The sequence below is a fragment of the Allobosea rubneri genome (assembly GCF_032464875.1).
In the GTDB taxonomy this organism is placed as follows: Bacteria; Pseudomonadota; Alphaproteobacteria; order Rhizobiales; family Beijerinckiaceae; genus Allobosea; species Allobosea rubneri.
Map to the genome: position 1 here is coordinate 1 of NZ_JAWDID010000138.1, position 785 is coordinate 785.

Annotated in this window: 2 protein-coding genes; both read right to left on the reverse strand. The window is 65.2% G+C overall.

Annotated features, from left to right (window positions below; all coding sequences use genetic code 11):
- On the reverse strand, window positions 1-513 hold a 513-nt coding region (locus tag RKE40_RS29625), incomplete at its 3' end, for a 3-oxoacid CoA-transferase subunit B (protein ID WP_316021734.1).
- Window positions 513-785, reverse strand: a 273-nt coding sequence (locus RKE40_RS29630; RefSeq protein ID WP_316021735.1) for a CoA-transferase, incomplete at its 5' end; no start/stop codon positions are given. The genes RKE40_RS29625 and RKE40_RS29630, both read right to left, overlap by 1 nt.

Sequence of the window (785 nt, forward strand, 5' to 3'; positions counted from 1 at the left end):
GATCAGGTCGACGACGCCGGCGCCGGTCAGCGGCAGGGTACAGCGCTCCAGCACCTTGGAGTCGCCATGCTTGTTGGCGTGCTCCATGACGACGACGACCTTCTTGACGCCGGCGACGAGGTCCATGGCGCCGCCCATGCCCTTCACCATCTTGCCGGGGATGGTCCAGTTGGCGATGTCGCCATTGGCCGCGACTTCCATCGCGCCGAGGATCGTCAGGTCGATATGGCCGCCGCGGATCATCGCGAAGCTCTCCGCCGAGGAGAAGAAGCTCGAGGTCGGCAGCAGCGTGATCGTCTGCTTGCCGGCATTGATCAGGTCGGGGTCGGCCTCGCCCTCATAGGGGAAGGGGCCCATGCCGAGCATGCCGTTCTCGGATTGCAGCGTGACGTTCACGCCGTCGGGAATGTAGTTCGCCACCAGCGTCGGGATGCCGATGCCGAGATTGACGTAGAAGCCGTCCTTGAGCTCGCGCGCGGCGCGTGCAGCCATCTCTTCGCGGGTCCAGGCCATCAGACCGCCTCCCTCTTCCGCTCGGTCAGCTTCTCGATGCGCTTCTCGTTGATCGTGCTCTTGACGATCCGGTCGACATAGATGCCGGGCGTGTGGATCGCTTCCGGATCGAGGCTGCCGGCTTCGACGATCTCCTCGACCTCGACCACCGTCACCTTCGCGGCGGTCGCCATGTTCGGGTTGAAGTTGCGGGCGGTGCGCCGGTAGACGAGGTTGCCGGCCGGATCGGCCTTCCAGGCCTTGATGATGGCGAGATCGGCCCTGAGCCAGGT